24 protein-coding genes and 2 tRNA genes are annotated in these 25,796 nt (G+C 60.2%); 19 read left to right on the top strand and 7 right to left on the bottom strand.

Translation table 11 applies throughout. The annotated features are described in order from the left end of the window. The 3 genes from HMPREF2967_RS05640 to HMPREF2967_RS05650 form a co-directional block, all read right to left on the bottom strand. The coding region (locus tag HMPREF2967_RS05640; RefSeq protein ID WP_158014674.1) for a TetR/AcrR family transcriptional regulator at positions 1-300 on the bottom strand (300 nt) is incomplete at its 3' end. A 944-nt stretch (positions 301-1,244) separates the two neighbouring features. Beyond that, positions 1,245-1,637, bottom strand: a complete 393-nt coding sequence (locus HMPREF2967_RS05645) for an NUDIX hydrolase (protein WP_070685395.1) — start codon at positions 1,635-1,637, stop codon at positions 1,245-1,247. A 20-nt stretch (positions 1,638-1,657) separates the two neighbouring features. After that, the gene (locus HMPREF2967_RS05650; protein WP_011272788.1) at positions 1,658-2,842 is read right to left on the bottom strand and encodes an Nramp family divalent metal transporter; all 1,185 of its coding nucleotides are present in this window, start codon (positions 2,840-2,842) and stop codon (positions 1,658-1,660) included. A 174-nt stretch (positions 2,843-3,016) separates the two neighbouring features. Here HMPREF2967_RS05650 and HMPREF2967_RS05655 point away from each other — a divergent pair, with 174 nt between their 5' ends. Together HMPREF2967_RS05655 and HMPREF2967_RS05660 are read left to right on the top strand one after the other, a co-directional pair. Further along, complete coding sequence (locus HMPREF2967_RS05655) at positions 3,017-5,557, top strand: YhgE/Pip domain-containing protein (RefSeq protein ID WP_070685397.1); 2,541 nt, start codon at positions 3,017-3,019, stop codon at positions 5,555-5,557. Further along, complete coding sequence (locus HMPREF2967_RS05660; RefSeq protein ID WP_070524600.1) at positions 5,557-7,605, top strand: YhgE/Pip domain-containing protein; 2,049 nt, start codon at positions 5,557-5,559, stop codon at positions 7,603-7,605. Before HMPREF2967_RS05655 ends, HMPREF2967_RS05660 begins: the two co-directional genes overlap by 1 nt. Positions 7,606-7,608: 3 nt before the next feature. On the opposite strand, the gene HMPREF2967_RS05665 is transcribed toward HMPREF2967_RS05660, so the two are convergent. Then, positions 7,609-8,952, bottom strand: coding sequence for an MFS transporter (locus tag HMPREF2967_RS05665; protein WP_070685399.1), 1,344 nt, complete (start codon positions 8,950-8,952; stop codon positions 7,609-7,611). Positions 8,953-9,132: 180 nt separating this feature from the next. Here HMPREF2967_RS05665 and HMPREF2967_RS05670 point away from each other — a divergent pair, with 180 nt between their 5' ends. From HMPREF2967_RS05670 to HMPREF2967_RS05720, 11 genes are all read left to right on the top strand, one after another. After that, positions 9,133-10,497 carry a TrkH family potassium uptake protein gene (locus tag HMPREF2967_RS05670; RefSeq protein WP_070685401.1) on the top strand — a complete coding sequence of 455 codons (1,365 nt, stop codon included), beginning with the start codon at positions 9,133-9,135 and terminating at the stop codon, positions 10,495-10,497. Between the two features lies 1 nt (position 10,498). Next, on the top strand, positions 10,499-11,182 hold the full coding sequence (locus HMPREF2967_RS05675; RefSeq protein ID WP_070685403.1) for a potassium channel family protein: 684 nt from the start codon (positions 10,499-10,501) through the stop codon (positions 11,180-11,182). A 60-nt stretch (positions 11,183-11,242) separates the two neighbouring features. Further along, on the top strand, positions 11,243-11,605 hold the full coding sequence (locus HMPREF2967_RS05680; RefSeq protein ID WP_070670822.1) for a YidH family protein: 363 nt from the start codon (positions 11,243-11,245) through the stop codon (positions 11,603-11,605). After that, complete coding sequence (locus HMPREF2967_RS05685; RefSeq protein WP_070685405.1) at positions 11,602-11,901, top strand: DUF202 domain-containing protein; 300 nt, start codon at positions 11,602-11,604, stop codon at positions 11,899-11,901. The genes HMPREF2967_RS05680 and HMPREF2967_RS05685 overlap by 4 nt, the downstream gene beginning before the upstream one ends. Positions 11,902-12,265: 364 nt before the next feature. Then, complete coding sequence (locus HMPREF2967_RS05690) at positions 12,266-13,840, top strand: SLC13 family permease (protein ID WP_070685406.1); 1,575 nt, start codon at positions 12,266-12,268, stop codon at positions 13,838-13,840. 33 nt (positions 13,841-13,873) lie between these two features. Continuing rightward, on the top strand, positions 13,874-14,941 hold the full coding sequence (locus HMPREF2967_RS05695; RefSeq protein ID WP_070685408.1) for a GTP-binding protein: 1,068 nt from the start codon (positions 13,874-13,876) through the stop codon (positions 14,939-14,941). 166 nt (positions 14,942-15,107) lie between these two features. Continuing rightward, positions 15,108-15,183 (top strand) — tRNA-Arg (locus tag HMPREF2967_RS05700). A gap of 169 nt (positions 15,184-15,352) precedes the next feature. Beyond that, complete coding sequence (locus tag HMPREF2967_RS05705; protein ID WP_232770680.1) at positions 15,353-15,832, top strand: hypothetical protein; 480 nt, start codon at positions 15,353-15,355, stop codon at positions 15,830-15,832. 116 nt (positions 15,833-15,948) lie between these two features. Next, positions 15,949-16,854 carry a DUF418 domain-containing protein gene (locus HMPREF2967_RS05710; protein ID WP_070685412.1) on the top strand — a complete coding sequence of 302 codons (906 nt, stop codon included), beginning with the start codon at positions 15,949-15,951 and terminating at the stop codon, positions 16,852-16,854. Then, the gene (locus tag HMPREF2967_RS05715; protein WP_070685414.1) at positions 16,854-17,972 is read left to right on the top strand and encodes a trypsin-like serine protease; all 1,119 of its coding nucleotides are present in this window, start codon (positions 16,854-16,856) and stop codon (positions 17,970-17,972) included. The genes HMPREF2967_RS05710 and HMPREF2967_RS05715 overlap by 1 nt, the downstream gene beginning before the upstream one ends. An 11-nt stretch (positions 17,973-17,983) precedes the next feature. Continuing rightward, a complete protein-coding gene (locus HMPREF2967_RS05720) occupies positions 17,984-18,172 on the top strand; it encodes a hypothetical protein (RefSeq protein ID WP_070533857.1) in 189 nt (62 codons plus the stop codon). Between the two features lie 233 nt (positions 18,173-18,405). Here the strand turns inward: HMPREF2967_RS05720 and HMPREF2967_RS05725 are convergent, their stop codons facing one another. After that, positions 18,406-19,434, bottom strand: coding sequence for a prephenate dehydrogenase (locus HMPREF2967_RS05725; protein ID WP_070562488.1), 1,029 nt, complete (start codon positions 19,432-19,434; stop codon positions 18,406-18,408). A 39-nt stretch (positions 19,435-19,473) separates the two neighbouring features. Between HMPREF2967_RS05725 and HMPREF2967_RS05730 the strand changes: the two genes are divergently transcribed. The 4 genes from HMPREF2967_RS05730 to HMPREF2967_RS05745 all read left to right on the top strand — a co-directional run bounded on the left by HMPREF2967_RS05730 (position 19,474) and on the right by HMPREF2967_RS05745 (position 20,951). Further along, a complete protein-coding gene (locus tag HMPREF2967_RS05730) occupies positions 19,474-19,977 on the top strand; it encodes a tRNA adenosine deaminase-associated protein (RefSeq protein ID WP_070524567.1) in 504 nt (167 codons plus the stop codon). A gap of 34 nt (positions 19,978-20,011) precedes the next feature. Next, positions 20,012-20,455 carry a nucleoside deaminase gene (locus HMPREF2967_RS05735; RefSeq protein ID WP_070524629.1) on the top strand — a complete coding sequence of 148 codons (444 nt, stop codon included), beginning with the start codon at positions 20,012-20,014 and terminating at the stop codon, positions 20,453-20,455. Positions 20,456-20,571: 116 nt separating this feature from the next. Continuing rightward, positions 20,572-20,769, top strand: a complete 198-nt coding sequence (locus tag HMPREF2967_RS05740; protein WP_070533853.1) for a CsbD family protein — start codon at positions 20,572-20,574, stop codon at positions 20,767-20,769. Positions 20,770-20,860: 91 nt separating this feature from the next. Further along, positions 20,861-20,951, top strand: a tRNA-Ser gene (locus HMPREF2967_RS05745). A 48-nt stretch (positions 20,952-20,999) separates the two neighbouring features. Here HMPREF2967_RS05745 and HMPREF2967_RS13240 read toward each other — a convergent pair. Beyond that, entirely contained in the window at positions 21,000-21,167 is a 168-nt protein-coding gene (locus HMPREF2967_RS13240) for a hypothetical protein (protein WP_167595823.1), read from the bottom strand. 109 nt (positions 21,168-21,276) lie between these two features. Between HMPREF2967_RS13240 and HMPREF2967_RS05750 the strand changes: the two genes are divergently transcribed. Next, positions 21,277-22,527: an MFS transporter gene (locus tag HMPREF2967_RS05750; RefSeq protein WP_070685416.1), complete on the top strand. Its 1,251-nt coding sequence runs from the start codon at positions 21,277-21,279 to the stop codon at positions 22,525-22,527. Between the two features lie 45 nt (positions 22,528-22,572). On the opposite strand, the gene HMPREF2967_RS05755 is transcribed toward HMPREF2967_RS05750, so the two are convergent. Continuing rightward, positions 22,573-22,908: a hypothetical protein gene (locus HMPREF2967_RS05755; RefSeq protein WP_070564224.1), complete on the bottom strand. Its 336-nt coding sequence runs from the start codon at positions 22,906-22,908 to the stop codon at positions 22,573-22,575. Between the two features lie 453 nt (positions 22,909-23,361). On the opposite strand from HMPREF2967_RS05755, the gene HMPREF2967_RS05760 reads away from it, so the two are divergent. After that, positions 23,362-25,794: an MMPL family transporter gene (locus HMPREF2967_RS05760; protein WP_070685420.1), complete on the top strand. Its 2,433-nt coding sequence runs from the start codon at positions 23,362-23,364 to the stop codon at positions 25,792-25,794. Positions 25,795-25,796: the final 2 nt, after the last annotated feature.

Raw genomic sequence — 25,796 nt, forward strand, 5'->3', positions numbered from 1 at the left:
AATAGGGTGTCCACTAAACGAGGGTAACCTCATCAGGACATCGAGAAGGCTATCGGATTGTCCCCGGATGTCATCGTGGAGTTCTGAAATGTGTTGGCCAATGGTGCGGATGAGCAGCGTTTGTTTGTCGCCGACTCCCATGACGGTTCCCACGCTAACGCCAGCTTCGGATGCGATAGTCCGGATGCTGGTGGTGGCGTAGCCCTGAGTGAGGAAGAGTTCGTAGGCGGTGGCCAGGACCTTGCTGTCGGTGCCAGCTTTGGCGGCCGAACGCGATGGGTGAACGTGTTCAGTGAACATGTTCAAAAGGGTAGCTCTTGATGGCTTCGGGGTCAATGACGCCGAAGTGTTGACAGTTGGCGCTAGGCCAGCGCGGGGAAGACGCGGTCGCGCAACAGATGCGCAAGTTCGCGGTCGGGTGCAGCTGGGTTGACCCAGGCGGTGTCGCCGATTTCGGCGGCGGCGTGGGGCTCGTCGGTGGTGACGGTGCGTGTGCAGGTGAAGATGGTGCCGACAATGACAGAAGCAGCAGGTAGGCCGAAGCCTAAAGGAGGCTAAATGTCAGCAGGGCGAATTGCGGCAAGATACGCCCTCTTGCGGGCTCTCGCAAGGATTTTTGGGGAAGTGTATACGTTCGTCTACGGTTTCCATTTTTTGCTTCCAAATTTGTCTACCACATGTAACTCTAGGGGGTGTCCGAGTTCTCGGCCATCTTCTCGCGAAAGGGATAAGGGCATGTATTGCCCCCAAGAAATGTGCGCCTCTGGTAGTGCTGATTGCGGCAGTATCAGTTCTCGCTCCAGTTAAAGCACTTCCTCAGCGGGTTGGTTTTTGAAAACTATCGTTGCACTAAATGGCGAAGGTTTTAGGGTAGCGTGCTTGGAATTTCGCCATATGGACGTTGCTGAACTGTCTGGAGAGCAGTCAAAGAGAATCTACCGGTTAGGGAGAATAATTTATGTGGAAAAAAATCTTGGCCACTATTGGCGTTATTCTGATGACGCTTTCCGTTTATGTTCAATGGCCGTATGCTGTCACGATTGCTCTAGCAGTTTTGGTCATTGTCCTTGTGTTTCTTCCCAGCGGGAAGAAGTAAATGCCTGAGTAGGGGTGGGTATTTCAGCGGACCTGCCTCTGTCTTATGTTGATGAGCCGAGAAAATGGGCGCGGAGGTGCGCTGCTACAGATGCGTAGAAACAGGCGATGCGGCCTGTGGCTTCGAGATGCAATTTACGAAAACGTACCTACCCAGCCAGCGCGGGGAAGACGCGGTCACGCAACAGGTGCGCAAGCTCGCGGTCGGGTGCAGCTGGGTTGACCCAGGCGGTGTCCCCGATTTCGGCGGCGGCGTTGGGTTCGTCGGTGGTGACGGTGCGGGTGTAGGTGAAGATGGTGCCGACGACGACCTCGCCCGGTTCGTTGGCTGCGGGGGCGTCGAAGGTGCCGAGTTCGTTGAGGCTCTCGGCGTCGAGGGTGAGGCCAACTTCTTCGGAGACTTCGCGCAGGGCGGCGTCGACAAGCGCCTCGCCCACCTCAGGCTTGCCGCCGGGCAGTTGGTACTTGGTGGAGGACTTCTTGCGCACGGTAAGCACGTGGCCTTGTGGGTTGCGGATGACGACGGCTGCTACTTCAATCATGGCTGCTGATTGTAGGCGGCCTAGAGCAGCGGCAGGAGCACGAGGGCGAGATTGAGTGCGATGACCAGCGCGGCAAGCGTCCAGCCCACGGCCATAGACCAGGGTTTCGCGGCGAACTCACCCATGACGTCCCGGGAGCCGGCATAGCGGAAAAGCGGGATGATGGCGAAGGGGATGCCCAGGGAAAGAAGTGCCTGGCTGACCACCAGTGCCATAGTGGGGTCGACCCCGCAGCCGATGATGACCAGCGCCGGGATGAGCGTGACCAGGCGGCGGACTAGTAGGGGGACCTTGATGTGAAGCAGGCCGTCCATGATTTCGGAGCCGGCGTAGGCGCCCACTGACGTCGAGGCGAGGCCGCTGGCCAGCAGGCCGATGGCGAAGAGAACGCCGGCCAGCGGGCCGAGGTGGCTGGCAATCGCCGTGTGGGCCCCGGAGATGGTCTCTGTGCCGTCCACGCCGTAGAGGGCCGAGCCCGCCAGGACCAGCAGGCCCACGTTGACGAGCCCGGCGATGGACAGCGCCACGGCGATGTCCGCGCGGGTGCCGGCCAGCACGTGGGGGATTTCCAGGTCGGGGTAGCGCTGCTTGGTCAGGGAGGAGTGTAGGTAAATGGCGTGCGGCATGACGGTGGCGCCCAACATGGAGGCGGCCAGCAGGATGCTGTCCTTGCCCTCTAGGCGGGGGATGAGGCCGCCGGCCACGTCGGCGGGGTCGGGCGGGGCGATGGCGAGGCCGGCAAGGAAGCCGATGCAGATGACCAGGAGCAGGCCGATGACAAGCCCCTCGAACCACTGGTTCTTCTTCTGGAAGATGAGGAGAATGATGGAGACCGCGCCGATGATGAGCGCGCCCGCGAACAGGGGGAGGTTGAAGAGGAGTTGCAGGGCAATGGCGCCGCCGATGACTTCGGCGAGGTCGGTGGCCGCGGCGATGAGCTCGGCCTGGGCCCACATGCCTAGGCGCGCGCGGCGGGAGAGACGCTCGCCCATGATTTCCGGCAGGGAGCGGTGGGTGACTAGGCCCAGTTTGGCGGAGTGGTACTGGATGAACATGGCCATGAGGTTGGCCACGACGAGTACCCACACCAGGAGGTAGCCGTAGTGGGAGCCGGCGCTGATGTTGGCGGCTACGTTGCCGGGGTCGACGTAAGCCACTGCAGCAACGAAGGCGGGGCCGGTGAGGCTGATTAAGGTCTTACGCATAGGCATCTCCATACCAAAAGTTCAACTACTTGAAGTCTAGTTTTCATCGCCATATGTTCAAGCCAGGGGTTTGATCCGGCAAACCATGTTAAAGCTTATTTGTTAATTATTTAAATTACTTTATGTATTTCGGCAGGTTAGAGACTCGAAGCTTCAACGGGTACACTGCCTTCAGTGCGCCAAAGTTGGAAGATTTTTATTAGAGATGTAGCCAGGCTTGGCCGCGTCCCCAGGGCGTGGATCATCCTCATCGGGCTTATCATCACCCCCGCGTTGTATTCATGGGTGAACATCGCGGCTTTTCGTGACCCCTACGGCCATACCAACAACATCAAGGTGGCCGTGGTCAACGAGGATAAGGGTGCTAACAACGAGCTGACGGGGAAGATAGATGTCGGCAGCGAGGTCATTGAGAAACTCAAAAAGAATGACCAGCTAGGCTGGCAATTCCTCGAGCGCGACGAAGCCGAGAAAGCCCTTTTAGAGGGAGACGTGTATGCCTCGGTGACGATTCCTGAGGACTTCAGCGAGAACCTCGTGAGCATGCTCGACGGGAAGTTCACGCAGCCGCAACTGGTTTACCGCGTCAACGAGAAGAACAACGCCATCGCCGTGAAGATTACGGATACCGGTGCCAAAGGTCTGGACAAGCAGATCACGGCGGCCTTCAAGGAGCAGGTGGCCACCGTCGCGGCGGAGAACGTCAAGGACACCGGTACTGACTTCGAGCGAAAAGTCACGCGGGCGATGAACAACACCAGCTCCGCGTTCGGGGAGACCGCGCAGGAGATTGACGGTAACCGTGAGAACCTCGCGCGGATCCAGGGAAAGCTTGACGCCGCTGCTGATTCCACGTTGGGCGCCAAGTCCACGGTGGCTGATGTGAGTGCTGCGCTGGGCGACGCCCAAACAGCCCTCGCCGAGGTCTCCTCCCTAGTCGAGCAGGCCCAAGGGGGCATCGGTGACTTCACCGACCAGACCACCGGTGCCTTCGTCAGTGGCGCAAGTGCGGTGGCAGACGGCACCGCACAGGCGCAGGAATCCATTGCGGATGTCACAGCTGGCCTGAACCAGGCCGGTGACCGTTTCGATTACGCCACGCAACGGGCGAACACTGCTATTGACGCGAGTGCGGAATCGATTGCGCAGCTTAAGGCGTTGCGCGATTCCGCAACGCTTTCACCGCAGGTGGCCAAGGAGATCGATGACGCCATCCAGCGCCTCGATGAGGGCAATGAATCCAACCGCCAGCTGGTGGGGAACCTGAATGCGCTGAGCAAGGATACCCAGGCCGCAGCGGACAACGTGCAGGCAAGTGCGGAGGCCATCAACCAGGCGGCGGCAGATACCAAGGCCACCTCGCAAACGCTGCGCGATACCGTGACCACCGCTGTGCCCGAAATCAACCGTGCCATGAGCAATCTGAGCTCCATGGCGAGTGCTTTGAGCTCCACCCTGGAAGCTCAGAAGGGAACCATGCAGGAGGCCAATGGTCTCCTGGACGGCGTGGCCCAGCAGCTGCGCGCCACGAAGGACACCTTGTCCGATTTCGATACCAACCTCCTGGCCCTGCAGGACAGCCTGCGCGCTATGCAGGGCGATGTGGGTTCGCTGCGTGCCGCGATGAACTCCAAAGTCGTTCAAAATGTCACCGGGCTGGACGCGGAAGAAATCGGTAAATTCTTTGCGGAGCCCATCGAGCTGAAGACCGAAACCGTGTACCCGGTGGACAGCTACGGCTCCGCCATGGCGGCGCTGTTTACTAACCTCTCTCTGTGGATTGGTGCCTTCGTCCTCATGGTGATCTTCCGGGTTGAGGTCGATAAGGAGGGCTTCGACCGCATCACGGTGGGCCAGGCCTACTTGGGCCGCTTCCTCCTCATGGCCCTGATGGTCATCATCCAGGCCGTCACGGTGACCGTGGGTGATCTGCTCATCGGCGTGCAGACCGTGAACGCGCCTGCCTTCATTCTGACGGGCGTGCTCGTGGGGCTGGCCTACTTGAGCATTATCTATGGGTTGTCGACGTCTCTGGGTCACCTCGGCCGCGGCCTCTGCGTGGTCTTTGCCATCATTCAGATTCCAGGTGCGTCGGGCCTGTACCCGATTGAGCTGCTGCCCAGCTTCTTCCACAGCATCTACCCGCTGCTTCCGTTCACGTACGGCATTGACGCCATGCGCGAAACCATCGGCGGGTTCTACGGCAACCATTACTTCAAGAAGATGGGCGTGCTCGCCTTCATGTTCATTCTCTTCTTCGTCTTCGGTCTTCTACTGCGCAAGGCGTTGGCGCACTTCAACGTCATCTTCAATCGCGAGCTGCGGGACACCGAACTCTTCGACTATGAAAACGTGCAGGTTGTGGGCTCCGGCTACCGCATCGCGGACGTCATCCAGGCGCTGGATAGCCGCAGTGGCCTCAAGAGGGATTTGGACCGCCGCGCTCATAACTGGGGCTATTGGCTCAAGATGGTGGCCATCGCGGGCGTTATCGGCGTGGTCATCCTCATCATCGTCTCGGGCCTCTTGCCCGACCAGAAGCCGTTGCTCTTGGGTATTTGGACGGCGTGGTGCTTCCTCATCATTGTCGCCGCGGTCACCCTGGAATACCTGCGCATCAGTCTGAAGCAGTCCGCGGAGCTCGTGACGCTGGATGAAGATGACCTTATTCATCCGTCCCGCATCGGCGCAGAGTCCACGGAGGGGGATAACTAATGCGTGGAACACTCGATCTTTTCCTCAACGATATCCGCACCGCATGCCGCAACGTGATGAGCGCGGTGATGCTCGTGGGTCTCGTCGTCATTCCGATGCTGTTCACGTGGTTTAACGTGTTGGCTAGCTGGGATCCCTTTGATAACACCAGCCAGCTCAAGGTGGCGGTGGCCAGCAAGGACACCGGCTATGAGAGCGATCTTTTGCCGGTGCCCATCAACGTTGGCGACCAAGTACTCAATGAGCTGCGCGCGAACGATCAGCTGGATTGGGTTGTGACCACCTCTGATGAGGCGATTGAAGGTACCAAGTCCGGCGAGTATTACGCAGCCATCGTGCTCCCCGAAGATTTCAGTACCGACATGATGAACTTCTACACGGATGGTTCCCAGCCCGCGGATTTGTCCTTCTACATGAATGAGAAGAAGAACGCGCTGGCGCCGAAGATCACCGGTCAAGGCGCAGAGGGGGTGTCAGCCCAGGTTGCCGAGGCTTTCACGACGACGGTCGGTAACGTGTCCTTCGATCTGGTCACCTCACTCTCCGATTTCTTGAGCAAGGGCGATACCAAGGCTGTATTGGACCGGATGCAGGCGCGCGCGGATGGCGTGCAGACTCAGCTGGATATGGCGGCGCGTACCGCGCGTTCCCTCGCTGGCCTCGTGGATACTGCGGTTCCGCTCATGGAAAGCGCCCAGCGCATTGCGGACTCGGCGGACCTGAAGCTGCCGGAGATTCAGTCTTCCTCACTGAACGTGTCCACGGATGCGCTGCAGCAATCGCTCGATGCCACCAGCGCTAGTTATGACGTGGTGCGCCAACGCATTGATGCGCTTTACGCCGACGCCTCCGCCTCCCGCGCCGACCGCGTCGCCGCGCTCAACACCTTGGCCGGCCAGGTAGAAGGCACCATTGCCCAGTATCAGAACCTGCACGGCCACATTGAGGCCCTGCCAATTCCTGCCGGGGATAAAGAGAAGGCGCTCAGCCGTATCGAGGAGGCCATCGACGCGCAGCGCACTCTCCACGCGCGCCTCACTGCGGCCGCGAATGCTCCCGAACCCACGAAGCCGGATCTCTCCAGCATCGACAATGCCAAGAAGGCAGTGGAGGGAATCTCCACCTCTGGTCTGCGTGAATCCTTGCGCGCGCTGCAGGATTCCCTGGGCCAGGTAAGCGCGGATCTGGATACCGCGAAGACTCCCGTCACCATTGATTCCTCTTCCCTGACGGATGCTCGGGATGCAGTACAGAAGCTCGCCTCTGGCCTGCAGGATAAGGCCAACAAGTTCGGCGACCTGCGGAAGGATATCGACTCCGCTGCGGCATCTGGTGACCTGAAGAAGCTGGCGGACCTCATCGGTTCCGATCCGGACGCTCTGGCGCACGCGATTGCGGCTCCGGTGGACGTCGACAGGCAAGCGGTCTACCCAGTCAAGAGTTTCGGTGCCGGCATGACACCCATGTACACGGCGCTGGCGCTGTGGGTCGGCGCGCTGCTGACTGCGGTGAGCGTGCGCACGGATGTGGTGGATAAGGATACATATTCGCCGATGCAGCGCTTCTTCGGCCGCTTCGGAATGTTTGCCGCGGTTGGCCTCGTGCAGTCGACGATGCTGATTCTGGGCCTCATCTTCTTCGTGGGCATTGAGCCCGCGCACCCGATTCTCATGCTGTTGGCGGGCTGGGTTAGCTCGCTCATCTTTATGCTGATTTGCTACACCTTCGTGGTGTCCTTCGCCAACGCGGGCAAGGCCCTAGCGGTGCTCATGCTGGTGGTCCAAGTATCGTCGTCGGGCGGTGCCTACCCCTTGCAGGTGCTCCCGGACTGGTTCCAGAACATTAGCCCGTGGCTGCCGGCGACCTATACCATCCGTGCTTTCCGCGCGGCTATCGCCGGAACCTACCACGGTGATTACTGGCTGGCGTTGCTGTGCCTGCTGCTCTTTGCTGTACCGATGCTTGTTCTGGGCGTGGTCTTCCACAAGCCGTTGGAGAAATTCACCAACGGCTGGGTGGAGACCTTGGACAAGACCAAGCTGATGTAGCGCCTATTTCTTGGCGTAGGCGCTGCTTTCGGGGTTGTCGATTGTGGAGTGAGTGCGGCTGTCATGTAGGAAGAGCATGGCAACCACACCCAGCGCCGCCATGACAGTGACATAAATGGGGAAGGCGTTAGCATGACCGGCGTTCTTTAGACCCAGAGCGACGTATTCGGCCGAGCCGCCGAAGAGCGAGTTGCCTACGGCGTAGGTGAATCCCACGCCGAGGCCGCGGATGTAGGTGGGGAACATCTCGGCTTTGAGAATTCCGGAAATCGAGGTGTAGCCGCTTTCGAAGACGAAGATGAGAATGATGACTGCCCCGGCGCCGATCAGAGTGGATTGGGCTTCCAGGAGCATGAAGGCGGGGATGGTGCCGACCGTGGATGCCACACCGAAAATGAGGATGGTGTTCTTGCGGCCGATCTTGTCAGAAAGCAAGCCTGTCAGCGGCTGCAGGATCATAAAGACGAAGAGGCATACTGTCATCGTCCGGGCAACGTCGCCTTTGGCAAAACCACCCGTATTGATGAGGAACTTCTGCATGTATGTGGTGTAGGTGTAGAAGGTCAGTGAGCCGATTGCGGTAATACCAAGGACGACCCAGAACGAGCGCGGGTGCTGCATGAGTTGGCGAAGTGTTCCGGCTCCCTCCTCACTGCGCTCGGTGCTCGACGTCGTTTCTTCAAGACCGTTTCGTAGCCAGAGGCTTACCACAGCGGCGAGTGCACCGATTACGAAAGGCAGGCGCCACCACCCATTTGTGATTGCTTCTTCTCCCAGCGTGGAGGTCATGATGACGGCGAGGAGGCTGGCCAGCAATTGCCTGCCGATGAGCGTGACGTATTGGAAGGAGGAGTAGAAGCCGCGGCGTCCTGAGGAAGCAATCTCAGACATGTAGGTGGCCGTTGCTCCGTACTCACCACCCACGGAGAGTCCCTGGATGCAGCGCACGATGAGCATCAGTACTGGAGCCCAGGCGCCAACGGTCGCCGCGGTGGGCAAGGCCGCAAAGAGGAGGGAGCCGGCGCACATCATGATGATGGCGATCAGCATTGAGCGCTTGCGACCATAGCGGTCGGCGATGCGCCCGAAGACGTAACCGCCGATAGGGCGCATGAGGAACCCGACAAAGAAGACGCCCGCAGACTTCATGAGCGCACCGGTTTCACCAGTGCCGCTGAAGAACTGGTCTGCAAAATAGACGCTGAAGAAGGCGTAGATATAAAAATCAAACCATTCCACAAGGTTGCCGCTGGATGCGGCGAGAATAGCCTTGATGGTTGGCCATTCGATTCTTGGTTTGGCAGCTTCAGCGCCGTCCGCCGTGTGCGTGGTCGCTTTATGATCCATGGTGGCCTCGCTTTCATATCCGGGTAAAGGGCCGATTCGTTCCTAATACCTGTCGTTCGATTGTCTAATGGGAAACTACCTTTCGAGCAGTTATTACAAAAGATATAACTATAAAATTGCCGGCAAATTCACAGGGAATGGGGGTGATTTAAGAGGGCGCGAAGCGTAGTGTGAAGCGCTGTGAAACGCGGTCATTTCTTGGGCCCGGCTCGGCTCACCGCCGTGGGCTTTATCCTGCTCATCCTCGTGGGAACGCTGCTGCTGATGCTGCCGATTTCCGCCAACGTTCCGCAGTGGACCCCGTTCCTGCCAGCGCTTTTTACGGCGACCTCGGCGGTCTCTTTGACGGGTCTGGTGGTGGAGGACACCGGGACCTATTGGACGTCCTTCGGCCAAGCGGTCATCATCGCGCTCATCCAGCTGGGAGGGCTGGGCATCATGAGTTTGGCGTCGCTGTCGGGCATGCTGTTGACCGGCCGTATCAGCTTCAAAGCCCGCCGGACCATGGCTGCGGAGGGCCGCGCCGTGGCCTCCGGCGGCATTCGCCGCGCGCTCTTGCTTACCGTGGTCATGACCCTGATCTGCGAGGCCATCGTCGCTGTGTTCATCGGCGTGCGCCTAGCCACCGAGCATGGTGTGGCACCTGGGCGCGCAGCGTGGGAAGGAGTATTCCACGCCATTTCGGCCTTCAATAACGCAGGGTTTAGTACCTATTCAGACAGCGTTATCTCCTTCGCTGCTGATGGCTGGATTCTGATTCCTCTCGCCTTCGCCCTGATTACGGGTGGCTTGGGTTATCCCATGCTGGCGGAGTTCGTGCGACGGGCCCGCGCACGGCTAACGCGCTGGCGCGGCGGCACGCCGCGCATTCACCGCATGTCCATGACCGCCCGGATGACGCTGGGCGCCACAGCGTTTTTGTTGCTTAGTGGCACCGTGGTCTTCTTCCTCTCTGAGGGCTCCGGTGTGCTGCATGGAATGCCGCTGGGCCAGAAACTGATCAACGCCTTCTTCATGAGCGCTTCGCCCCGAACGGCAGGTTTTAACGCCATCGATTACGGTGAGGCGCACCCGTTGACGCTGATGGTGACGGACATCTTGATGTTCATCGGCGGCGGCTCCGCCGGTACAGCGGGTGGCATCAAGGTGACGACCGCATGCGTTCTAGGCGCGGCGATGATCTCGGAATTCTTGGGCCGGGAGGACACCTCCATCGGGCACCGGCGTCTGCCGCTGTCCACCTTCCGCCAAGCCCTCGCGCTCACGGCCGCCGGAATGGTGGTCGTGGCCCTCGGCGTGGCGACGCTGCGCATCTGGGACCCCGAGTTCACCGCGGACCAGGTCACATTCGAAGTCATGTCTGCCTTCGCCACCGTGGGTTTGTCCACGGGTATTACCGCAAGTTTGTCCGCACCATCGCAGCTCATGCTGTGTCTCATCATGTACGTTGGCCGCGTAGGACCCACCACCTTCGTGGCGGCACTGGCCGCCCGGACCATTACCCTGCGCTACCGCTACCCAGAAGAAAGGCCGTTCATTGGCTAACATGTTCAGCGCCCTGCGGCGTGAAAAGTCTTCCATTAATATCCCGCCGGTCGTCGTCATTGGCATGGGTCGGTTTGGTTCTTCCCTGGCCCGCGAGCTGATGGAGCATGGCGTGGAGGTCCTCGGCATCGATGCTGAGGAGAAGCACGTGCGCGAGCACGCCGCGTTCCTCACTGAAGCGGTGACCGCGGATACCACGGACGCTGAGGCGCTTCGCCAGCTCGGCGTCGATGAGGTAGAGCGCGTGGTCGTGGCCATCGGTTCGGATCTGGAGGATTCCATCCTTACGGCCTCCAACCTCGTGGAACTCGGGGTGAGCGATATCTGGGCCAAGGCCGATTCGGATGCGCACGCCCGTATCCTGCGCCAACTGGGAGTGCACCACGTGATCCGCCCGGAGCGCGATACGGGCCGCCGCGTGGCGCACCTGTTGGGCGGGCGCTTCGAGGATTTTGCGGAGATCGCCACCGACTATGGCGTGACGGCGATGACCCCGCCGGCGTCGATAAGCAAGGGCCCGCTCAACCTGCACCAGGTGTGGGAAGAGCACAACGTTCAGCTCATCTCACGCTGTGAGGGGCCCGGCCAATGGCGCCCGCTTGTCGACGGCACCGAGCTCACCCACCGCGACCTCATCGTCGTCGCCGGTAGCCCCGCGGATCTGGAGGCCTTCTCGCAGTCCTAGGCACGGCGTCTGGGGTGCCTCGCGCTGTGGAGTTAGGAGTGGGAGGCTACAGTAGCGCCTATGACGAAGGCACGTTTCCCGGGCTCGGTGTATGGAACAGGGGAGGAACCCGACCCGCGCTTCAGCATGGCTAATGAGCGCACCTTTTTGGCGTGGATCCGCACGTCGTTGGCCTTTATCGCGGGTGGTGTGGCTCTGGAGACCTTCGAGCTGCCGCTGAACACCACGCTGACTCGCGTCGTCTCTGTCATCATGCTGCTCGTGGCCATCATCCTGCCGGCGGTGGCGTGGTTTCACTGGGGTGCCTCCGAGCGCGCGATGCGCCATGGGCGTCCGCTCCCGGCCAGTCCGGCGTTGGCGTTGATTGTTGGCGTGGTGATCATCATCGGCCTGATGATTCTGGTGGGCGAGCTGCTAGCGTGAGCGAGCTTTTTGATCCCGGCCTCCAACCCGAGCGCACCCGCTTAGCCTGGCAGCGCACGGGTCTAGCCGGCCTCATCGCGGGTTTGCTAGTCGTTCGTTCCGTTGCGCCATGGGCGGCTCTGATTGTTGGAGTAGTAGTGGGTGTTGTGCTGTGGTTGGCCACCGCCAAGCTTCGCCATGCTGATGAGATCCTGGCTCGGGCCGAATCACCTGCCCTCCCCGGTGCCCCAGCGCTCGCCGCCGTTGCGCTGGGGACGATGCTCCTCGGCGCGGTGGCCTTCTTTGCGTTGTGGTAGCTCGGCTTAGACTTCCACAACCGCATACCCCCAGACCTCGATCCCGAAACTCCCTGGTGGGCGGTGGGGCGTCGGCAAGCGCTTGGCGACGCCCTGCAGGTTGCGGGATCGAGGTCTGGGGATCTGCGGAGGAGGGGGAATTGGGTGGGGAGTGCCCACAGATTGGTGAGCAAACTTTGCAGTTGTTCTGCAATAGAGTTTGCTAACAGGGGTGATTTTATGACGCTAGCGGGGGTAATGATCGGAAAGTGTTTGTTGGCGGTCTGTGACCTCGATAACCTGAAGCTGTAGGCCCATTCGGCGATCCTAATAACTCTCTCTCGGCTGAATGGGGGGCTGGTTAACCAGGAAAAGGAGGGGGCAGATGACTACCCCGCACACTCACGTCTCAACATCGCACACGGAGGGCGAAGACGACCACGGCGTTGATACGCGCGAATGGCGTCGCATGGCTATTGGCCTTATCCTCGGGCTCGTTTTGGCTGCTCTCGTGTGGTTTATTTTCCCGAGCAACGCCGTCGATACCGTGCTGCAATCACCCGGTGCTAAGGATGACACGGAATACACTCAAGGTGCGCTGCGCGCCGTTGCGGCCGTGACCATTCTCATGGGCGTGTGGTGGATGACGGAGGCCATCCCGCTGGCCGCCACCGCGCTTTTGCCGCTGGTCATCTTCCCGCTGGCAGGTGTGGGCAGCATCAAGGATGTGGGTGCGCCCTATGCCTCGTCCACGATTTTCTTGTTCATGGGTGGCTTCCTCATCGCTTTGGCTCTGCAGCGCTGGAACCTGCACCGTCGCATGGCGTTGTTTGTGGTGAAGGTCGTTGGTACCTCGCCCAAGCAGTTGATTCTCGGCTTCATGCTGGCTACCGGCTTCTTGTCCATGTGGGTGTCCAACACCGCTACCGCAGTGGTCATGCTGCCGATTGGTATTTCGGTTCTTTCCCTTACTGCTGATGCCGTGGGTGGCATGGCTAACCAGAAGAATTTCGCTACGGCCCTCATGCTGGGTATTGCCTACTCGGCGTCGATTGGCTCGCTGGGCACGCTCATCGGTACCCCACCGAACGCCCTGCTGATGGGCTACATGAAGGAAACCCACGGAATCGTCCTCGGCTTTGGTAAATGGATGTTGGTGGGCATGCCGCTGGCATTCATCTTCCTGTTCATTGCCTGGTTCATGCTGATTACCGTGTTCAAGCCGGAGATGGACAAGATTCCTGGCGGCCGTGAGCTCATCGATTCTGAGATTGAGAAGCTGGGCCCATGGACCGGCCCGCAGGTGATGACGGGCATCATCTTCTTGTGCGCTGCCCTGGCTTGGGTGATTATCCCGTTCTTCACCGGCAAGGAATCGAACTACGACGACGCTATCGTGGGTATCGCCGCTGGCCTGTTGCTCTTTACCATCCCGGCTGATGCAAAGACCGGTGTGCGCCTGCTGGACTGGAAGACCGCGAATGAGATGCCCTGGGACGTGCTCCTGCTCTTCGGTGGTGGTCTGTCCCTGTCCTCGATGTTCAACAAGTCTGGTCTGTCCCTATGGATTGGTGAGATGGCCAAGGGGCTGGGTGGCCTGCCCATCATCCTGCTCATCGGTTCGGTGGCTCTGCTTGTGCTCTTCCTGACGGAGATCACCTCTAACACTGCGACGGCTGCGACCTTCCTGCCGATTATGGGTGGTGTGGCCGTGGGTATCGGACTGACCGAAAATGGCGACATCAACGTTCTACTGCTCACCATTCCGGTGGCGCTGGCCGCAACCTGTGCCTTCATGCTGCCGGTGGCAACCCCGCCAAACGCGATTGCCTACGGCTCTGGCTACGTCAAGATCGGCGACATGATCAAGGGCGGTGTCGGCCTCAACCTGATCGGCTGCGTGCTCATCACCATCACCGTCTATCTGCTTGCTGTTCCGGTCTTTGGGTTGGTTCTGTAGCCCTCAATTAATGCAAAACGTTATCATTACGGGATGGCTACACCCGTTACCGTGCTGTCCGGATTTTTAGGCAGCGGAAAGACCACTGTTCTTAACCACCTGTTGGCCAACCGCGAGGGGCGCAAGCTGGCAGTTGTGGTTAATGACTTCTCCGAGGTCAACATCGATGCCGCCCTCGTCGCCGGCGAGGGCCATCTTGAACGCGGCGAAGACCGCTTCGTTGAGCTCTCCAACGGCTGCATCTGTTGCACGTTGCGCGAGGATCTCATTGAGTCCGTCGGCAAGCTGGCTCGTTCCGGCCGGTTCGACCAGATTGTCATCGAGTCCACCGGCATTTCTGAGCCCATGCCTGTCGCTGCCACTTTCGAGTGGGAATTTGAAGATGGGACCACGCTTGCCGACGCCGCCCCCATCGACACCATGGTCTCCCTCGTGGACGCCTCTACGTTCCTTTTCCAATTGCGCCGCGGCTGCAGCTTGGTTTCTGAGAATATTGAGGCCACACCCGGCGACGACCGGACCATTGCCGATTTGCTCGTGGACCAAGTCGAGTTCGCCGATCTCATCCTCATCACCAAGACCGACCTGGTGGAGGCCGCCGAAACCGAGCGTGTCATCGCCACCGTGCGTGCCATGAACCCCCGCGCCCGCGTCGTGCCGGTGACCAACGGTGTCATTGATCCCGCGTTGGTTCTCGACGCCCACCTTTACGACGCCGCCACCGCCGCGACCTACCATGGCTACGCGGAGGAGCTGGCTAACCCGCACACCCCCGAAACCGAGGAATATGGCATTTCTTCGGTGGTCTTCCGCGCTGACCGTCCTTTTAACCGCGAGCGCCTGCTCAAGGCCTTGCGTGCTAGCACCGGCCTCGTGCGTTCGAAGGGCTATTGCTGGATTGATACCGATCTGCGCGTGGCCCACGCCTGGCAGCAGGCTGGTCCCAACCTGCAGATCATGCCGGCCTCCATGTGGGCGGCCAATGGCGTCACTCCCGGCACCGAGCTCGTGCTCATTGGCGTCGACTTCGACCACGAGTCCACTCTGCAGGCTTTCCGTGACGCCGTGCTTTCCGACGCCGAAGTGGCCACCCTCGTCTAGCCTCTCCTTAAGGTGAACACGGGGTGAATTGCTATGCCCATTTCTTGGGTAGAAAACATGCATTGACATCGGGATTTGTCAGTTTTCTGGAGTGTGGGTATAGTTATTCCTCGTTGCACAGCAGAGAACAAACGCTCCGGCGTCAAGCACTGCAAACCAACGGACTGCGCCCGTAGCTCAACGGATAGAGCATCTGACTACGGATCAGAAGGTTGGGGGTTCGAATCCCTCCGGGCGCACCACCTAAACCCCCAGGTTAAACGGTATAAACACCGGGTAGCCTGGGGGTTTCTTCGCGTTTTAGTCGCCTAAAAGTAGCCCCGAGTAATCCCAGGTAAACCGAAGTGAGTGCAAACACGGTGCAAACAGAATGCAAACACCGATCCTTCACCTGGGGCTATACTTTGGCCCATGATTCAAGCGATTCTCTCCGCTATCCTGCTTTTGATTTCCTCCCTCTTCTCTTTTGCTGGCTCCTCGGAGCTGCCGGGAAGCTCAGGCATAGCGGAAGCTGGATCCTCACAGCGCAACATTATTACCAGCACGCCCGCAGGCCTGGTCACCGCCAATGCACAGCAGATGGAGTTTGTGGTGAATTCCGAGTGGAAGTCTGCACAGCAGCCGGATTCTTTTTACGTGAACTTTAGGGATCAGTACTTGGAGTTCTCCTGCGATAACGCCGGCTTCCACTTTGAGAGCAACGAGGCTAGTGAGATTGATATCACGTGGGATTTGATGTCAGACAACATCTGCTTTGGCCCGCAATCGGACGGGGCCCTCATTGACTTTCTTCAAAGACCAGTAACGGTGAAGGTGGACCCCGATGCCTCCGCAACCCCTGAGCGCATTTACCTCGTGCAAGATGAGAAAGCCATCGCTCTTAGCCGCTGAGACGCATATCACGCAGCGCTGAGTGAAATGCAGAGCTGAAAACACACACAAATAAGAAGACCGGCCAGAGCCACTGGTCGGTCTTTAAACGTTTTCAATTGCAAGGAGATGAATAGGTGTCAGCGCGTGCCCGAATAGTGGGCCTCGATATTGCTCGTTCCTTGGCCATCATCGGGATGATTATTCTGCACATGGCCAACCTGGTGTGGAGCGCCAAAGTGGTGCTCTCCGGGCTGCCGGCGGCGGGCTTTGCCATCATTGCAGGTACCACGATGATGATTCTTGCCCGCGACTACTCGCTGCGAGTCTTCCTCAAGCTGGTCGCCCGCGGCCTGATTGTCATGCTCATCGGCGTGGCGCTGTTGCCCGTCGGCGGCGAGATTCAGGTCGTCCTCGTCGTGATGGGCGCGGCCATGGCTCTCACCGCCTGGGTGCCGCCGCTGGCCACCGTCTGGAAGGTCCTGCTCTTCGTGCTGGCCACCGCGGGCGCCACGGTGCTCTACGCGCCCTACACCCTCCCACAGGTCTACCCCCTCGTGGCATTCCTGGCGTACATGGTGGCGGGCATGCTGCTTTACGACGTCTACCTCACCCGCCCCACCCGCACCCAGATCGTCACGACCGCGGTGGCCGTCGTCGTTACTGGCATCGGCCTGTGGCAGCGCTTTAACCCGGATATCGCCGGCTGGCTGCGCTTTACCGGGCATACGGGCGTGCTTGGTGAAATCCTTCTCTCCGTGGCGGTCACCGCGGTGGTGCTGCACCTGTGCCTGATCATTGGCCGTCACCTGCCGCGCTTGACCTTCCCCTTCGCGGCATTGGGCTCGATGTCGTTGACCATCTATATCCTGCACATTCTCACCGCACGCTACTGGCAGGCACACGTCTCCCTACACAACACCATGGCGGCACTGGGCTTTGTGCTCGCGTTCCTACTGTTGAGCGCGCTGTGGAAGAAGTTCTGTGGAAAGGGCCCGGCCGAGAGGGCCGTGGCTTGGGCAATCAAGGAGGTGGCCGCGTAATGGTGGCACGAAAGATAACTGCTGTTGTGGCCAGCTCTCTGGTCGTGGGGCTAGGCGCTGCGCCGGCCATGGCCTTGGAGTTTGCGCAGCCCGCTCCGCAATCGGAGGAAAGCGCTGCCGTGGCTGCGCTGCGCATGGGCAAGATCGGCAACTTTGGCGATTGCACGGGCACGCTGGTGGCTGAGCAGTGGGTGCTGACCGCCCGCCACTGCTTGGAGTCCGTCAACAACGAGGGCTCGCAGGCCCGCTTTGGCCAGGGCAAGGACACTCGCGTCTATGACGTGGACTCCTGGGCTGTTTCGCCGACTATCGACGCCGGCCTCATGCACCTGACCGAGCCCGTCGAGGGCATTAAGCCAGCTAAGCTCGCGGATGCGGTCCCCACCGCCGGCGAGAAAGGTCACTTTTACGGCTGGAGTAGTAGCTCCCGCATGGCCCGCAAAGGCCAGCTGCCGATGGCCGAGATGGAAGTCGGCGAATTGCTATCCGGCGGCACCCCGCCGGCAAGCCCAGACGAATCCGGCCAGAAGATGACGCCGGTGGCGCCGGGGGATACCGAGGCTATGGCTCCTGGTGACATGGCAGTGCCTGCTCCCGGTGGAATGGTCGCTCCCGCCCCTGGTTCGTCCAACGCGCCCCAGGTGATGGAGGGCGGCGACATGCCAGAGATCGCTGTTGGACCCGACGGCGCGGAAAGCATTCCGGCCGGTGAGCTTGGGGGAGTGGGCCCGATGATTGCGGCTGCCATCATGGACGTGAAGTCCCTCAATGGTGAGGGCATGCAGGGCGGCGACTCGGGCGGACCATTCTTTGTTAACGGTCGCCTCGTCGGTGTGGCCACGGCTGGTACGTCGAACGCGGATCCGGATCTGCCTTCGCCGAGCGCTGCCATCACGTCGGTGGTCGAGGTCCGCGATTGGATCGAGGACGTCACCAGCGGCCGCGATACCGACGGCGTCCTCACCGCCCACAGTTCCCCGAAACCGCCGGCAACGATGCAGGTCAGCGCGCCCGTCGCGTGGCCAGCAGGCATTGCTGCGGTAGTGGGCCTCATCGCGATAGCCATCTTCTCGCGGGTGATTAGTCGCAAGTCTGGTGCTGGGAAGCGGACCAACTAGGCTGTTTCTCCATGAAGGAGAAACTCGTTCCGTGTCTGATTGCCGGCGCCATCCTTGGTGTGGTGCTGTGGCTGGCCTCCGGCATGCTGTGGTTGTTGCCGGTGGGCCTCGTGGTGGGCCTAGCGGGTTACCCGCTGCTCGGCATCACGCGCGATGAGTCCCAAGCCCGCAAGCGCCGTGACGACACCTTCCGCGACTAAGCGTCCCACGTAGCCCCACGCCGCTTCACAGCCCGTCACCAAATGGCGCCCCACAAAAGGCTTCACTCAGAAGTCCCTAGTCAAAAGGTTCCTCTGGGGCAAGTAAACCATCTTTAACCAGGTAGAAGGTTCGTTTGGGGGCAAAGAAACCTTTTGACTGGAACCAGGTGAGGGGAACCCGTTGAGAACCGCCTGCTAGAGCAGAAGGTCAGGGCTGGAAGCTCGCCAACGGGTTAGAAAATTTCGATGCGTCCGCCCAAAGACTCCGTTTGGCGCAGCTGTGCCACCCAGTTCGGCGCACCCGGGTGCATGCGCAAGACCGGGCGGGAGGAGATCTTCACCGGGGAGACCGATTCCTTGCGAGCACCGGAGCGGGCTTCGATGCGGGTGCGGGCGCGGAAGCCAGCGTCGGCAAGCGCGGCGATGGAAGGCTGATCCGAGGCCAGCGATTCGCGCGCATCCTGCAGCAACTCAAGGGCTTCGTCGAGGGCCTGGACCAGCGCAGTCGAGTTGGTCTCGCACATCTGGCGCACCAGGTCCGGGCGAGTACCCGCCACGCGGGTGCCGTCCTTGAAGGAGCCAGCCGCCAAGGATTGGGCCAGGATGCCGCCATTATCGCCGACCACCGCGAGGGTCTCCGCCAACACGTGCGGCAGGTGCGAGATGCGGGCGACCGCGGCATCGTGGTTAGCCACGCGCACCGGAACTGCCTCCGCGTGAACCATCTGGGTCATGCGGACCACGTCCGCAAAAATGTTCTCCCACTCGGCGGGGATGCGCTCGCCGCGCGCCTCGCACTCGGCGGCATAGTCATAGGTGATAACCCAGGCAGCGCGGTTGAACAGCCCGGTGTGGGAGTTCTCCCAGCCGGACTTGGAGGTCCCGGCCATGGGGTGGCCGCCCACATAGCGCGACTCCATGTTGCGCTGCACAATGAGCTGGCGCACCTCGGTCTTGACCGAGACCACGTCCGTCAAGCCGCAGCTCGGGGCGTGTTCCTGAATGGAGTCGAGGACCGAGGCAACCGCATCCATGGGCACCGCGACGACGATAAGAGCGTTGTCTTCCTCTGCCCGGTGCAGGATGGCCGGCAGATCATCGGTGACGTCGTAGCCCTGTTTAATGGCCGTTCGGGCACCAGAGGTGGAGTGGTTGTAGCCGTACACGGAATGGCGTGCAGCAGCTAGGTCACGCAGGAGGGAACCTCCAATGAGACCGAGGCCGATAATGCAGACGGGGCGTTGAACATCTTGAGAACTCACGGTGACAATTGTGGCACAACCCGACTAATCTGACGAGGTATGAGCCACGACGATCTGTCCTTTGCCATCACCGTTGCCAGTGCCGAAGGCGGCTGGGTGATTCGCCCTTTCAAGGATGACTTCACCGACGTCAACACCTCCATCAAAGCGGTGCGCAACCTGCGTTCCGAGGGGGCGGCATTCGCGCTGCTGTGCGTGGAAGATGATTATTTCGTCGTCGTGCGCCCGGTTCCGGGGGATGTGCGCATGCTGCTTTCCGACGCCACCTACGCCTCCGAAGACGACTTCGCCGCGGATTTCCTGGACTTGCGCGATATCGATATCCCGGATTTGGACGAGGACGAGTGGGAGGACGCCGACCCCTACGGTGACGGCGATTTCGATATCTTCGCTGACCTCGGCCTCGATGAGAACCAGTTGGGCTACATCATCGATAACGATGAGGACTGGCCTTCTGACATGCTCCTGCGCATCGCCGGCGAGCTGGGCTTTGGCGATGAGCTAGAGGATTTCATCGACGGCCTTGACTCGGATGATTCTTAAACCAGCGGAGGGGCTGGTGCGCGCGGAGGCCCGCATGCGCCGCGCCTTAGAGGTCGCGCGCACGACGCCGGCGGGGGATATCCCTGTGGGTGCCGTGCTTTACGACGCCTCCGGCAACGAACTCGCCACCGGCGTTAATCGCCGCGAACAGCTGGATGACCCAACAGTACACGCAGAGGTGGAAGCCATCCGCCAAGCGGTGCGAGTGTATGGCGATGGCTGGCGGCTGGAAGGCTGCGAGCTGGTTGTCACCTTGGAGCCCTGCGCGATGTGCGCTGGCGCGATTCAGGCTTCCCGGGTGTCTTCGGTAGTCTTTGGTGCCTTTGAGCCGAAGACGGGGGCGTGCGGTTCGCTTGTCGACGTCCTCCGCGCCCCCGGTGCCCTCCACGTTCCCGAGGTACGCGGCGGCGTGCTGGAGGAGGAGTGCGCGGAGCTGCTCACGGGCTTCTTCGGGGGTCTTCGCGGCAGCGGCGCTTAGCCCCTGAGCGGGTTAGTGGCCCCGGAGCCGCCTTCCAGTTCGGGTGTAGGCTTGGTGGCCCACGTGAGAGAAGTAGAGAGTCCCACGTGAGAGAAGTAGAGAGTAAGGAGAAAACCATGGGTGATTTCGAGAACAAGAAGGACGAGTTCGTTGGCAAGGCTAAGGAAGCCGCTGGCGGCCTGACCGATAACGAGAAGCTGGAGAACGAGGGCAAGGCCGACCAGGTCACCTCCGAGGCTAAGCAGAAGGCTTCCGACGCCGTTGAGGGCGTCAAGGATAAGGCCACCGAGGTTATCGGTAACCTCAAGGACTAATTCCTAGCCTCATCTAGCTGAATCGCTGTCCGCGCCGCGTGGTGTGGGCAGCGATTTTGTCGCTCGGGATGACTCCCGTAATCTGGAACGCGGTGGCGTGTCCGAGCGGCCGAAGGTGATCGCCTCGAAAGCGATTGTTGGGTAACCCCCAACCGCGGGTTCAAATCCCGCCGCCACCGCCAGATCCGGCACTCCAGTTTTTAGCTCTGGGGTGCCGGTCTTTTTGTGTTTTAGAAGCCGGCCCGCCCTCTATCAACATCTCTTTGGAAATCTAGCGCGGCTTGGCGTGCCTCGGGGTCGTGGTCTTCCGTGCGTTTGTGAATCCGCCGGCTCATCATGCCTGCTGGGATAGAAATGAGAAGGATGGCCGCGATGGCAACGATGACGAAAGTAGACATGGGGGTCTCCTAGAGCACTTCAGCGGATAAAACTCTGGTGGGGCAGGGGGTGTCCTGACTCTCTATGCGGGAATACTATGATGTGTAACACTATAAGATGTTGAGGTTGATGAATAGTCTTTCTTTCAGATCTACGTTCTCGCTTGTCTTCGCAGCAGCTGTCGTTTCCGGGTTGGGTGACGGCCTCATCCCGATTGCTTTTGCACTGCAAGCACACCGAGTAGATCCGTCGGGGCGCGGCTTGACGGTGGTGCTTATCGCGCTGTGGGCGGGCCGCTTCGTCAGTTCTTTAGTGGTCCGAAAGCTGCCGCCACCACACCGGCCAGTGACCTGGATGCTGGGTAGTGATGTCGTTCGGATGTTGGCGCAGTGGGGACTCGTGGCGTGGGTGGTTGCTCGTGGCGATTCCATTGCTGCGTTCGCGCTCTCAAGCTGCGTGTACGGTTGTGCCTCGTCATTCTTTGGGCCAGCAAGGTTTAGCCTCTTGTCGCAGCTGTTTTCCGATGAGCAGCGCACCCGCGTCAACGGAACCCTGTCGATGCTCGGTGATGTGCTGTTTATCGCCGGCCCCCTCATCGGTACAGCGGCAGTGCTCACCTTGGGATTTAACACGGTATTGCTTATCGACGGCGCCACTTTCCTCGTAGCCATGCTCTTTGTTCTTCCGTTTCTCTCAGTACGCAGAGAACCAGCAGGCGAAAACTCTAATAGCGCCGCGGCTGAACCAGGACCGGACAGCGCAGGTTCATCGAGTCCGAACGAGCCTCTTACGTCTCCAACGCTCCCGAGCTGGGTGCGGGTAGGGCTCGGCACCTGGCTGGTCGCGGCAGTTGTCAACGGCTTCCTGGGAAGTGCTGGACCTACATGGATTATGAATACTTTCGACGAAAAGTCGTGGGGGTTTATGGCAACTGCGCTTGCGGTCGGTTCGCTGCTTGGCTCAGCCGCAACAATTCTGAAGGCATTAGATCGGGTGCGTTTTAGCACCTTGCAAATCCTGATGCTGATTCTTCTGGCCGGGCAGATCCTGGCTTTGGCATTCTCCTCTGTCTTCGTGCTCATCGCCGCAGTTGGTGCTGCTGCGTCCTTGTTGATGACTGCGGCAGGCATTGCGTGGGATTCTCTCGGGCAGTCTTTGGGGGATGATGGTCTGGTGCACCAGTTCGCTACAAAGGATCAGCTGGTCTTTACCGCCGGTACCCCGCTTGGAATGATTCTTTTCGCGGCACTTTCTTCTCATCCTGGTGTTGCGGCGGTTGCCTTGGCAGCTGCGTTGGTAGTCGCAGCCGTTGCGTCGTTCTTGCCCGTGGCGCGTTCGCCACGTACTGCAGATATGGCTGAGGGTGCTGTTCCTTTGTAATGAAGTAGGTACACATCGCAGGTGTGCAATTGGCTATGTGCGAGCTTAGGCCTCATTGAATTGTCTAGCCATGATTACTTGTGGATCGACGACCACCGAGCTCAGGCTCATCAAGAAGTAGAACAAATTTTGTTTGTCCACATTGGATGGGTCAATGCAGCAAGCAGCCTCTGCAAGGGCAGATACCTTGCCATAGTGGATAATCAATTCATCTGGTTCTTGGTCTATTTGTGCTTGATGGGTTCTCTCATCACTCGCCTTGAGCCATCGCTCCGCGCTCTCGAGATTTTTGGAGAACTCGGATTCTCTAAGTCGATTAATGATTTCCGGAGGAATCTCTTCGAGGAATGGAGCAGACACCGCGAGGAATGTCTTAGCCATCACTTCCAATTTCGATGAATCGCCCGTCAAACTTAGGGTTCTGGAGATGACAGGATCAAACCGAAGGTGGTGGTCCTCTAACGAGGTCAAGATATACCTACTCCCGTTGAACTGGCTTAAGCGGCTTGTCGTTTGCTCATGCGATGTCTTCATCTAAGCGGACGGAAAGCCCTTGGTCTTGGGACTGTAGTTAGTATTGCTTGGGATTTCCTAGGAAAGACTTTGGGGGATGATGGTCTAGTGCACCAGTTCGCTGCGAAGGATCTGCTGGTCTTTACTGCCGGTACCCCGCTTGGAATGATTCTTTTCGCGGCGCTTTCATCTCATCCTGGTGCCCAGCTGGGCGTGCGATACCGTTAGGGCTTCACAGCCCAACTGGTTAAACTGGTGCACATTCATGTCCACCACCAAAGCTTCCGCGAGCAATAATCGCGCATGTGAAGGGGAATTTCCGTGGCAAAGCTGCTTTACCACCTAGGCCGCTGGTCTTACATCAACCGATGGAAGGTCATCATCGCCTGGATCTTCATCGTGGCGGCTGCAGGCGGAGCGACCTTGAGTTTGATGAAGCCGATGACCACGGAGTACTCCATCAGCGGCACGCCCGCTATTGATGCCACCCGCCGCGCGGTGGAGCTCTTCCCCGAGAACGGTAACCCGGCCAATGCGCCGTCGGTCAACCTCGTCTTCAAGGCCCCGGAAGGGCAGAAGCTCAGCGATCCGCAGAACAAAGAAGCTGTCGAGGATGTGGTGCACCACATTGCTGAAGGCCTTGATATCCCAGAGGGCAGCCAGCAGCGCTGGGGTAACCCGCTCGACGTATCGCCAGCACTTCAGCAGCAGGTCATCGAGCAGTTCACCTCCATGGGTTTGCCGGAGGAGACCGCGCGGGCGGATGCCGACAACCTGGCCATGGTCAATGCCGATGAGACGATTGCCTACACCACCTTCGACTTTGATGCGGAAAGCCCCTATTCGGTGGACCCCGCGGATAAAGACGTGGTCCATGAGGCCATGGATATCGGCCGCGCGGCGGGGCTGGAAGTAGAGGCCGGCGGCGCGGGCTTCGGTGATGAGATCCAGGTCAATTCGATTTCTGAGGTCATCGGCCTGGCCGTGGCGTTTATCGTTCTCATTATTACTTTTGGTTCGCTGGCCTCCGCGGGCATGCCACTTATCTCTGCGGTCGTGGGCGTGGGCCTGGGTGCGATGGGTGTCATGATCGCTACCCACTGGATTGAGCTCAACAACCTCACCCCGGTGCTGGCCGTCATGATTGGCCTGGCCGTGGGCATCGACTATGCGCTGTTCATCATGTCGCGCTACCGGCAGGAGCGCTCCCGCATGGATGGGCCGGATGCCGCCGGCATGGCCGTTGGCACAGCGGGTTCCTCGGTTGTCTTTGCCGGCGCGACGGTCTTCATCGCGCTCTTCGCTCTGCTCGTGGCGCGCATTAGCTTCCTCACTGCCATGGGCTTGGCCGCTGCGGGTACAGTCTTCATGGCAGTGCTCGTGGCGCTGACCTTGGTGCCTGCGATGCTGGGCCTGCTCGGTGATAAGGCCTTCGCCGGGCGCATCCCCGGCGTGGCAGGCAACCCCACGAAGCGCCGCCCGCGCCGCACGAAAGCAACGATGGGCAACCGTTGGGTGCGCACGGTGCAGCGCGCCCCTGGCATCGTCATGGCCTTGGTGGTGCTCGGCCTCGGAGCTTTGACCGCCCCGGTCCTGCACATGGAGCTGGCCCTGCCGGCGGATACCACCTCCAACCCGGATACCACCCAGCGCAAGGCAGCGGACCTGCTCTCCGAAGGCTTTGGCCCCGGCATCAACGGCCCCTTCCTGGTGATCGTGGATGGCGCCAATGCCAACCCGGAATCCGCGGCACTGCAGCCCTATATCCAGGGCCAAGAAGGCGAAGAAGATGAGCAGAAGAAGGCTGCTCTTTCTTCCTTCATCTATTCCGTGCAGCGCCTCAACCAGGTGGGCGGCGTTAAGCACGCCCAGCTCGTCGGCGTGAGCAAAGACATGAAGTCCGCGCAGATCATGGTCAGCCCCACCACGGCGCCGACCGACGAGGCCACGATTGGCACCGCCTCCGCCTTGCGTACTGCTAGCGCGGAGCTGGAGGATGCCACCGGCGCCGAGATCGGCATGACGGGCCTGACCGCGGTGCAGCTCGATATCACCGAGCGCCTTGAAGGGGCCATGGGGCCGTACCTCGCCATCGTTGTGGGCCTGGCCATTATCCTGCTCTTGGCGGTATTCCGCTCCGTCTTGGTGCCGTTGGTCGCGGGCCTGGGCTTCCTGCTTTCCGTCGGCGGCGCCTTCGGCCTGACCGTGCTTGTGTGGCAGGACGGCCTCACCGGCCTGGTGCCCGCGCCGGGCCCGCTGATTTCCTTCATGCCCATTTTCCTCATCGGCGTGACCTTCGGCCTGGCCATGGACTATCAGGTCTTCCTGGTGACCCGCATGCGCGAGCACTTCTCCCGCTTCCCGCAGGGCAGCGGCGGGCAGTACAGCAAATACAACGCCAACGACGAGGCCACCATCGCCGGCTTTACCGCCGGTGCCCGCGTGGTTACAGCTGCGGCCATCATCATGATTTCCGTCTTCGTGGCGTTCATCAGCCAGCCCCTGCCCTTCATCCAGATCTTCGGCTTCGCGCTGGCAGCGGGCGTGCTTTTCGACGCCTTCTTAGTCCGCATGTCGCTTGTCCCCGCCACGATGTTCCTCATGGGGCACACCACCTGGTGGATGCCGAAGTGGCTGGACAAGCTGATCCCGCAGCTGGACATCGAGGGCACCGCACTCGAGGAAGAATGGGAGCGCAAACACGCGGCAGCATCCCGTGAAGCAGAGGATAAGGCAGCGCAGCCCGTAGAATAGTT

This window comes from Corynebacterium sp. HMSC059E07 (genome assembly GCF_001814395.1).
In the GTDB taxonomy this organism is placed as follows: Bacteria; Actinomycetota; Actinomycetes; order Mycobacteriales; family Mycobacteriaceae; genus Corynebacterium; species Corynebacterium hesseae.